Origin of the sequence: Citrobacter sp. RHBSTW-00570 (assembly GCF_013739755.1) — a bacterium.
GTDB lineage: Bacteria > Pseudomonadota > Gammaproteobacteria > Enterobacterales > Enterobacteriaceae > Citrobacter > Citrobacter braakii.
The window spans coordinates 414,976-423,728 of the sequence record NZ_CP056399.1; the positions used below are offsets into that span (position 1 = coordinate 414,976).

General features: G+C 50.0%; 12 protein-coding genes. 7 read left to right on the top strand and 5 right to left on the bottom strand.

Features of this window, described 5'->3' with window-relative positions:
* Positions 1–65: 65 nt before the first annotated feature.
* The 3 genes from HV237_RS02005 to arfA are packed head-to-tail and all read left to right on the top strand — an operon-like array spanning position 66 to position 1,145.
* Positions 66–434 (top strand): DUF1992 domain-containing protein, encoded by a 369-nt coding sequence (locus HV237_RS02005; protein ID WP_047358917.1) that lies wholly within the window; start codon positions 66–68, stop codon positions 432–434.
* A 10-nt stretch (positions 435–444) separates the two neighbouring features.
* On the top strand, positions 445–870 hold the full coding sequence (zntR, locus tag HV237_RS02010; RefSeq protein WP_016154744.1) for a Zn(2+)-responsive transcriptional regulator: 426 nt from the start codon (positions 445–447) through the stop codon (positions 868–870).
* A gap of 56 nt (positions 871–926) precedes the next feature.
* Positions 927–1,145 (top strand): alternative ribosome-rescue factor ArfA, encoded by a 219-nt coding sequence (gene arfA, locus HV237_RS02015; protein ID WP_016157605.1) that lies wholly within the window; start codon positions 927–929, stop codon positions 1,143–1,145.
* Here arfA and mscL read toward each other — a convergent pair.
* The 5 genes from mscL to def form a co-directional block, all read right to left on the bottom strand.
* Entirely contained in the window at positions 1,142–1,555 is a 414-nt protein-coding gene (gene mscL / locus HV237_RS02020) for a large-conductance mechanosensitive channel protein MscL (protein ID WP_016154742.1), read from the bottom strand. The two genes, arfA and mscL, sit on opposite strands and share 4 nt — an antisense overlap.
* A gap of 141 nt (positions 1,556–1,696) precedes the next feature.
* A complete protein-coding gene (gene trkA, locus HV237_RS02025; protein WP_003031153.1) occupies positions 1,697–3,073 on the bottom strand; it encodes a Trk system potassium transporter TrkA in 1,377 nt (458 codons plus the stop codon).
* 21 nt (positions 3,074–3,094) lie between these two features.
* Positions 3,095–4,384 (bottom strand): 16S rRNA (cytosine(967)-C(5))-methyltransferase RsmB, encoded by a 1,290-nt coding sequence (gene rsmB, locus HV237_RS02030; RefSeq protein ID WP_016154741.1) that lies wholly within the window; start codon positions 4,382–4,384, stop codon positions 3,095–3,097.
* Positions 4,385–4,435: 51 nt separating this feature from the next.
* Positions 4,436–5,383 carry a methionyl-tRNA formyltransferase gene (gene fmt, locus HV237_RS02035; protein WP_016154740.1) on the bottom strand — a complete coding sequence of 316 codons (948 nt, stop codon included), beginning with the start codon at positions 5,381–5,383 and terminating at the stop codon, positions 4,436–4,438.
* 14 nt (positions 5,384–5,397) lie between these two features.
* On the bottom strand, positions 5,398–5,907 hold the full coding sequence (gene def, locus HV237_RS02040; RefSeq protein WP_003031159.1) for a peptide deformylase: 510 nt from the start codon (positions 5,905–5,907) through the stop codon (positions 5,398–5,400).
* Between the two features lie 129 nt (positions 5,908–6,036).
* On the opposite strand from def, the gene dprA reads away from it, so the two are divergent.
* From dprA to tsaC, 4 genes are read left to right on the top strand one after another with little or no spacing between them, the layout of a single operon-like run.
* Positions 6,037–7,161 carry a DNA-protecting protein DprA gene (gene dprA, locus HV237_RS02045; RefSeq protein WP_047358918.1) on the top strand — a complete coding sequence of 375 codons (1,125 nt, stop codon included), beginning with the start codon at positions 6,037–6,039 and terminating at the stop codon, positions 7,159–7,161.
* Positions 7,133–7,606, top strand: a complete 474-nt coding sequence (gene smg, locus HV237_RS02050) for a DUF494 family protein Smg (RefSeq protein ID WP_003031162.1) — start codon at positions 7,133–7,135, stop codon at positions 7,604–7,606. Before dprA ends, smg begins: the two co-directional genes overlap by 29 nt.
* Before the next feature lie 26 nt (positions 7,607–7,632).
* Positions 7,633–8,175: a type I DNA topoisomerase gene (locus tag HV237_RS02055; RefSeq protein WP_016154737.1), complete on the top strand. Its 543-nt coding sequence runs from the start codon at positions 7,633–7,635 to the stop codon at positions 8,173–8,175.
* A gap of 4 nt (positions 8,176–8,179) precedes the next feature.
* A complete protein-coding gene (gene tsaC, locus HV237_RS02060) occupies positions 8,180–8,752 on the top strand; it encodes an L-threonylcarbamoyladenylate synthase type 1 TsaC (protein WP_047358919.1) in 573 nt (190 codons plus the stop codon).
* Position 8,753 lies beyond the last annotated feature (1 nt).

The following is an 8,753-nucleotide window of genomic DNA, read 5'->3' on the forward strand; positions in this document are numbered from 1 at the left end:
ATATCCGTCATATCCCCACTTACCTACAATATCTGTACTCTTTTTGTTCATCACTGGAGTGTTGTATGTGGTTACTGGACCAGTGGGCAGAGCGCCATATTATTGATGCACAGTCTAAAGGTGAGTTTGATGGTTTGCCTGGTACAGGAGAACCGTTGGTTCTTGATGATGATTCCCACATTCCACCTGAACTTCGAGCCGGATTCCGTTTATTAAAAAATGCTGGATGTCTTCCTGCTGAGCTAGAGCAGCGCAGAGAGGCAATACAGCTGCTTGAAATACTTGCAGGGATCCGCAAAGATGATCCCCATTATCAGGAAGTGAGTCGAAGACTGTCACTACTGGAACTGAAACTTCGGCAAGCTGGACTCAGCACCGAGTTTTTACACGGTGAATACGCAGATAAGCTGCTACAGAAGATCAACGACGAATAGCGGAGATAGCATGTACCGTATTGGTGAATTAGCGAAACTGGCTGACGTGACGCCTGATACTATCCGCTACTATGAAAAGCAGCAGATGATGGAACATGAAATACGTACAGAAGGCGGGTTTCGTCTCTATACGGAAAGCGATCTTCAGCGTCTAAAGTTTATTCGCTATGCCCGTCAGCTTGGTTTCACTCTGGAATCGATCCGCGAACTGCTTTCGATCCGCATCGATCCCGAACACCATACCTGCCAGGAATCAAAAGGGATCGTCCAGGAAAGATTGCAGGAAGTGGAAGCGAGAATAGCTGAGCTTCAGGCGATGCAACGGTCGCTGCAGCGATTGAATGACGCGTGTTGTGGTAAGGCACACAGCAGCGTGTACTGCTCTATCCTTGAAGCACTTGAGCAAGGCGCCAGTGGATCACCATCAGGCTGTTGATTTATTGAACGGTCAGGTCTACACTCGCGGCGTAAATTACGACAACCGGAGGTATTATGAGTCGTTATCAGCACACTAAAGGGCAGATAAAAGATAACGCCATTGAGGCGCTTCTACATGACCCACTGTTCAGGCAGCGCGTTGAGAAAAATAAGAAAGGGAAAGGAAGTTATCTACGTAAAGGTAAACATGGTAACCGGGGTAACTGGGAGGCCAGTGGCAAGAAAGTCATTCACTTTTTTACCACTGGCCTTCTTGTTTCAGTGAGTGCTTAAGAGCGGTTATTCTGTTCTTTCAGCAGGTCACGAATTTCACTCAGCAATACTTCTTCTTTCGATGGCGCCGGCGGTGCTGCTGGCTCTTCCGCTTTTTTACGGTTCAGTTTGTTGATCAGCTTGATTGCCATAAAGATAGCAAACGCAACAATAACGAAATCAAAGATATTCTGAATAAATACACCGTAATGCATAACGACTGCAGGGATATCTCCCTGTGCATCACGTAGTGTTAAAGCAAACTGTTTAAAATCAATTCCACCAATTAACAACCCCAGCGGCGGCATGATGATATCGGCAACCAGTGATGAAACAATCTTCCCAAATGCCGCACCAATAATGACACCCACTGCCAAATCGACAACATTCCCGCGCATCGCGAATTCGCGAAATTCTTTAATAATGCTCATCTTATTCTCCCTATGCAGCTGACGTTTATAAGTTTAACAAATGTTTAGGCAATTTCCATTTATGTATTAACTAAATAGAAATTTATTAAACCATGAAAAATAAAGGGAAATAACTTAGGCGCAGTTTCAGCGCCCAAATTATTACAGGAAGAACGGACTTGGCTGGAATAGTCGCTCGACGTCGGTAATAAACTTTTTATCTGTCAGGAACATAATTACGTGATCGCCCTGTTCAATACGCAGGTTATCATTGGCAATCATCACATCGTTACCACGCACAACGGCGCCAATAATGGTTCCTGGTGGAAGTTTAATTTCATCAATTGAGCGACCCACAACCCGTGACGTCGTTTCATCACCGTGTGCAACGGCTTCAATGGCTTCCGCGACGCCACGGCGCAGTGAAGATACACCAACAATATCCGCTTTACGCACATGACTGAGCAGCGCAGAGATGGTTGCCTGCTGCGGTGAAATCGCAATATCGATCACGCTGCCTTGTACCAGATCGACGTATGCTCTGCGTTGGATCAACACCATCACTTTCTTGGCGCCCATCCGTTTGGCAAGCATCGCCGACATGATATTCGCTTCATCATCGTTGGTTACCGCAATGAACAGATCAACCTGATCGATATGTTCTTCCGCCAGCAGCTCTTGATCCGAGGCATCACCAAAAAAGACGATCGTATTTTGCAGTTTCTCTGCAAGCTCGGATGCGCGCTGTTGATTACGTTCAATCAGTTTGACGCTGTAATCTTTTTCTAGTCGCCGTGCCAGCCCGGCGCCAATATTACCACCGCCCACTAACATAATGCGTTTGTAAGGCTTTTCCAGACGCTGTAATTCGCTCATTACGGCGCGAATATGCTGCGAGGCCGCGATGAAGAAAACTTCATCACCCGCTTCAACAATGGTAGAACCTTGCGGACGGATCGGTCGGTCATGACGGAAAATCGCCGCAACGCGGGTATCGATGTGCGGCATATGCTCACGCATTGTCGACAGCGCATTACCAATCAGCGGCCCACCGTAATAGGCTTTCACCACGGCCAGGCTGACTTTTCCTTCGGCAAAATTCACTACCTGCAATGCGCCCGGATATTCAATCAGGCGATAAATGCTATCGATAACCAGTTGCTCAGGCGCAATCAGGTGATCGATAGGCACCGCATCAGATTGAAATAGCTTGTCCGCATCACGAACGTAATCCGGTGAACGAATACGAGCGATACGATTAGGCGTGTTAAACAGTGAATAAGCTACCTGGCAGGCAACCATATTTGTTTCATCTGAGCTGGTTACGGCAACCAGCATATCGGCATCGTCAGCACCGGCTTCACGTAGAACGCGGGGATGCGAACCATGCCCTTGCACGACACGGAGATCAAACTTGTCCTGCAGGCTACGCAGGCGCTCACCATTGGTATCGACTACCGTGATATCGTTGTTCTCTCCGACCAGGTTTTCAGCCAGCGTACCGCCAACTTGCCCTGCGCCCAGAATGATAATTTTCATCAGTCGCGACCCGTTATCTCATCACTTTTTGATTAGCTTAGCGTAAAAGAAGCCATCACCATCTTCCGCACTCGGTAAATTCTGACGTCCAGGTTTTTCCGGCGTACCAGTGACGCTTAATACCGCATCTGGCGTGCGTGCAAGGAAGGCGGCAATTTGCTGTTGGTTTTCTTCTGGCAGGATAGAGCAGGTTGCATAAACCAGCGTGCCGCCAGGTTTAAGATGTGGCCAGGTTGCATTCAGGATTTCAGCCTGCAACTGGGCAAGTTCAGCAATATCCCGGTCGCGACGCAGCCATTTGATATCCGGATGGCGACGGATCACTCCGGTGGCAGAACACGGAGCGTCCAGCAAAATACGGTCAAACTGTTGTTCACCGCACCACTGCTGTGGATAGCGGCCATCACCCTGTTTTACGGTTGCCTTCATACCCAGACGTTTTAGATTGTCGAAAACGCGCGATAAGCGTTTTTCATCAACATCGACAGCCATTACGTTAGCGTGCGGAGCAACTTCCAGAATGTGAGTGGTTTTGCCCCCCGGCGCACAGCATAGGTCGAGGATCTGTTCACCGTCCTCCGGCAACAGATAATTTATGCATCCTTGAGCGGAAGCATCCTGGACGGTTACCCAGCCTTCATCAAAACCAGGGAGGGCGTGCACAGGAGCTGGCGTTTCCAGACGCACTGCATCCGGGTAATCTGGATGCGGGAAACCGGTTAATCCCGCTTCGGTCAGCAGGTCCAGCCAGGCATCGCGCGTATGATGGTTACGATTGACACGTAACCACATCGGCGGTCGCTGGTTATTGGCTTCAAGAATGGCTTCCCACTGCTGCGGATAAGCGGTCTTAATACGTTTCACCAGCCAGGAGGGGTGTAAGAAACGTAAATCGCTTTGAGAGAATTCAGCCAGTAGCTCTTCTTGACGGCGCTGAAACTGGCGCAGCACGCCGTTGATCAGCCCTTTAAGCTGCGGACGCTTAATAACGACTGCACCTTCTACGGTCTCTGCCAAAGCAGCATGCGGTGGAATACGAGTATGCAGCAGTTGGTAGAAGCCCACCATGATCAGATAGTGAACAGTGCGCTGTTTGCCCGTCATTGGACGTTCCATCAACTGCTGGATCATCCACTCCAGTTGGGAGAGTGTACGCAACACGCCGAAGCAAAGCTCCTGCAACAGTGCTTTGTCTTTATCGGCAACTTTTTGCTGCATGGCGGGCAGCACGTTGCTTAATGATTGTCCCTTTTCGACAACTTGTTCGACGGCCTGGGCCGCCATACTGCGTAAATTAAGATGTTTTTTCATAAGCGCAAAAATAAAAATGCCCGGAGATACCGGGCTTAAAGAGATGAACCGTCATACCAGACGGTTACCGGGTACAAACCATTCCCGGCGCGAATTAAGCAGATCCTGCGCGCTCATGGCTTTTTTACCGGCAGGTTGCAAAGAGACGAGATTCAGGATGCCGTCGCCCGTTGCGACCTGGATACCCTGTTTTGTCGCCTCAAGAATAGTGCCTGGTGCGGCCTGTGTGTTCGCTGTAATAACCGTAGCTTGCCAGACTTTCACTGGCTGGCCGTCGATTTCAAGCCAACTCATTGGCCACGGGTTAAAGGCGCGGATGCAGCGTTCCAACTGAGCGGCTGAAAGCGACCAGTCGATACGGGCCTCTTCTTTGCTGAGTTTTTCTGCATGCGTAACCAGTGATTCATCTTGTACAACGGGTTTTATGGTGCCAGTCGCCAGCTGTTTTAGCGTTTCAATCAGCCCCTGAGGTCCTAAATCTGCCAGCTTATCGTATAACGAACCGCTGGTATCTTCTGCAGTTATCGGGCAGGACAGCTTAAGCAGCATATCACCGGTGTCGAGGCCAACATCCATCTGCATGATGGTCACACCAGTTTCGGCGTCGCCTGCCCACAGTGAGCGCTGGATTGGGGCTGCGCCACGCCAGCGTGGAAGCAGGGAACCGTGAACGTTGATACAACCCAGACGCGGCATTTCCAGTACGGCTTTTGGCAGAATCAGACCATATGCTACCACCACCATCACGTCTGCGCGTAAATCAGCAACCAGCTGCTGGTTTTCCTGAGGACGAAGAGAGACTGGTTGGAAGACCGGTATCCCTTTTTCTTCCGCCAGCACTTTTACCGGGCTGGGCATCAGCTTTTTACCGCGTCCCGCTGGGCGGTCCGGTTGGGTAAACACGCCAACGACGTTATGTCCAGAAGACAACAGCGCGTCGAGATGACGCGCTGCAAAGTCAGGTGTACCCGCAAAAATAATACGTAGTGAGTCTGACACGTTGATTCTTGTCCTTAAGCTCGGGCGTTCAGGCGGTCGAGTTTTTCAACTTTCTGACGAATGCGTTGTTGCTTCAACGGAGACAGATAATCGATAAACAGTTTACCGACCAGGTGATCCATTTCATGTTGAATGCAGATAGCCAGCAGGCCATCGGCTTCCAGTTCAAAAGATTTGCCGTTGCGATCGAGCGCACGAATTTTTACTTTCTCTGCGCGCGGTACTAACGCACGCTGTTCGGGGATAGACAGGCAGCCTTCTTCAATACCTGTTTCGCCGTCTTTTTCCAGCAGCTCTGGGTTAATGAGTACCAACTGCTCGTCGCGATTTTCAGAGACATCAATAACAATGATGCGCTGATGAATATCGACCTGAGTTGCTGCCAGACCGATACCTTCTTCGGCGTACATCGTCTCGAACATATCATCAACGATACGCTGAATTTCTGCATTCACTTCTTCGACCGGTTTTGCGACTTTGCGAAGGCGCTCGTCCGGAATATGTAACACTTGCAAAACTGACATAGTTATCCAGAGTTGTGTTCAGGAGTTGAAAAGATTATTACCTCTATTCTAGACAAAACCCCCTCTGATTGACAGCATCAGTGACCAATCGCAAAGATTGTCAGGACTGCTTGTGGCAGGGGAACAGGGATGACCAAAATCGAAATTTGGCTACGTTTAGCACAAGTGAATGAACTGTATGGTGATGAGATGGTGCGCGTTGCCCACTGGCTCAATACTCAGCCATGTATTAACAACGTGGTACTTCATCATGCTGGGCTCTCCCCCCGCCAGGCTCGGCGCTTTTTAACCTTTCCAGATCAGACGCTGGAAAAAACGCTGCGCTGGCTTGAACAGCCCAATCACCATTTTGTGGTTGCCGACAGCGAGCATTATCCGGCACAGCTCCGTGCAATTGAGGATTATCCTGGGGTGCTTTTTGTGGCAGGAAATCCCATATGCCTTAGCTCGTTTCAGGTTGCCGTCGTCGGTAGCCGACAGCACTCCTGGTATGGCGAACGCTGGGGGCGGCTGTTTTGTGAAAAGCTTGCAGCATGCGGCGTGACGATCACCAGCGGCCTGGCCCGGGGGATTGATGGTGTGGCGCATAATGCTGCGATAAACCGAGAAGGCACGAGTATTGCTGTGCTGGGAAATGGGCTTGAGACCATTCATCCACGACAGCATGTCAGTCTGGCTAAACGACTGATTGAGGCTGGAGGCGCACTGGTGTCTGAGTTCCCATTAGATACGCTTCCTTTGCCGCGCAATTTTCCCCGACGAAATCGCATTATTAGTGGTCTAAGTAAAGGAGTTCTGGTTGTAGAAGCTGCTCAGCGTAGCGGGTCACTGGTCACTGCGCGTTGTGCACTGGAACAAGGGCGGGAGGTTTTTGCGTTGCCTGGACCGATTGGGAGTCCGGGAAGTGAAGGTCCACATTGGCTTATTCAGCAGGGAGCCACGCTTGTGACGGCCCCAGAAGAAATTCTGGAAAATTTGCAATATGGGTTGCAATGGTTGCCAGATGAACCTGAAAAATCAATTTATTCGCCAGATCACGAAGAGGTGGCATTGCCATTTCCGGAGCTCCTGGCTAACGTAGGAGATGAGGTAACACCTGTTGACGTCGTCGCTGAACGTGCCGGCCAACCTGTGCCAGAGGTAGTGGCTCAACTGCTCGAACTGGAGTTAGCAGGATGGATCGCAGCTGTACCCGGCGGCTATGTCCGATTGAGGAGGGCATGCCATGTTCGACGTACTAATGTATTTGTTTGAGACATATATCCATAACGAAGCTGAGCTGCGTGTGGATCAGGACAAACTGGAACGGGATCTTACCGACGCTGGTTTTGATCGTGAAGACATCTACAACGCGTTACTTTGGCTGGAAAAGCTTGCTGATTATCAGGATGGTCTTGCCGAACCTATGCAACTGGCATCCGATCCTCTTTCTATACGTATTTATACCGCAGAAGAGTGCGATCGACTGGATGCAAGCTGTAGAGGGTTCCTGCTATTCCTGGAACAGATTCAGGTGCTAAACCTCGAAACACGAGAAATGGTCATTGAGCGCGTACTCGCGCTGGATACGGCAGAGTTCGATCTGGAAGACCTGAAGTGGGTGATCCTGATGGTGCTTTTCAATATTCCAGGTTGTGAAAATGCCTATCAGCAAATGGAAGAATTACTCTTTGAAGTGAATGAAGGTATGCTGCATTAATCAATCTTCATTCAGTATGAGTTGTTATGGCTAAATCAGCACTGTTTACGGTGCGTAAAAACGAGCCCTGCCCACAATGCGGGGCTGAACTGGTTATTCGTTCCGGGAAACACGGTCCGTTTCTCGGTTGTTCACACTATCCAGAATGCGATTACATCCGTCCGTTGAAATCTTCCGCGGACGGACATATTGTCAAAGTTCTGGAGGGTAAGCTTTGTCCTGCATGTGGCGCCGAGCTGGTGCTGAGACAGGGAAGATTCGGGATGTTTATTGGATGCAGCGATTATCCAACGTGTGAACACACCGAACTTATCGACAAGCCAGATGAAACAGCAATAGTCTGTCCTCAATGCCAGACTGGCCACCTGGTCCAGCGGCGTTCCCGTTATGGCAAAACGTTTTACTCCTGCGATCGCTATCCGGAGTGCCAGTTTGTCATTAACTTCAAACCGTTAGCCGGAGAGTGTCCTGAGTGCCATTATCCGCTACTCATCGAAAAGAAAACCGCGCAGGGTGTGAAGCATTTCTGTGCCAGTAAACAATGTGGAAAGCCGTTCTCGGCGGAATAAAAAAGTGAATAATAACCTGCCCACAGGCCCTATTGCTGCTGCGATAGCGGTTCTGAAACAAGAAAAAGTCATCGCCTATCCAACAGAAGCTGTATTTGGTGTCGGCTGCGATCCCGACAGCGAAACGGCTGTTACCCGTCTGTTGGAGCTAAAACAACGCCCAGTCGATAAAGGCTTAATTTTGATTGCGGCTAATTTTGACCAGCTTAAGCCCTATATTGACGATAGCAGCCTTACTGATGCTCAACGTGAGGCTGTGTTCGCTCGCTGGCCTGGTCCTGTCACCTTCGTTTTCCCTGCGCCTGCGACTACGCCCCGTTGGCTGACAGGTCGTTTTGACTCGCTGGCCGTGCGAGTCACCGATCATCCGCTGGTGGTTGCATTGTGCCAGGCTTATGGCAAACCGTTAGTCTCCACCAGTGCTAATTTGAGTGGCTTACCGCCTTGCAGAACGGTAGAGGAAGTCCGCGCGCAGTTTGGTACAGACTTTCCCGTAGTTGAAGGGGAGACCGGAGGGCGTTTGAATCCTTCGGAGATCCGTGATGCTCTGACCGGTGAACAGTTTCGACAGGGGTAAT

Bases quoted from the DNA above. Each gene is read 5' to 3' on its own strand.
- HV237_RS02005 (WP_047358917.1), top strand. From the start codon at position 66: ATGTGGTTACTGGACCAGTGGGCAGAGCGCCATATTATTGATGCACAG.
- zntR (WP_016154744.1), top strand. From the start codon at position 445: ATGTACCGTATTGGTGAATTAGCGAAACTGGCTGACGTGACGCCTGAT.
- arfA (WP_016157605.1), top strand. From the start codon at position 927: ATGAGTCGTTATCAGCACACTAAAGGGCAGATAAAAGATAACGCCATT.
- mscL (WP_016154742.1), bottom strand. From the start codon at position 1,555: ATGAGCATTATTAAAGAATTTCGCGAATTCGCGATGCGCGGGAATGTT.
- trkA (WP_003031153.1), bottom strand. From the start codon at position 3,073: ATGAAAATTATCATTCTGGGCGCAGGGCAAGTTGGCGGTACGCTGGCT.
- rsmB (WP_016154741.1), bottom strand. From the start codon at position 4,384: ATGAAAAAACATCTTAATTTACGCAGTATGGCGGCCCAGGCCGTCGAA.
- def (WP_003031159.1), bottom strand. From the start codon at position 5,907: ATGTCAGTTTTGCAAGTGTTACATATTCCGGACGAGCGCCTTCGCAAA.
- dprA (WP_047358918.1), top strand. From the start codon at position 6,037: ATGACCAAAATCGAAATTTGGCTACGTTTAGCACAAGTGAATGAACTG.
- smg (WP_003031162.1), top strand. From the start codon at position 7,133: ATGTTCGACGTACTAATGTATTTGTTTGAGACATATATCCATAACGAA.
- HV237_RS02055 (WP_016154737.1), top strand. From the start codon at position 7,633: ATGGCTAAATCAGCACTGTTTACGGTGCGTAAAAACGAGCCCTGCCCA.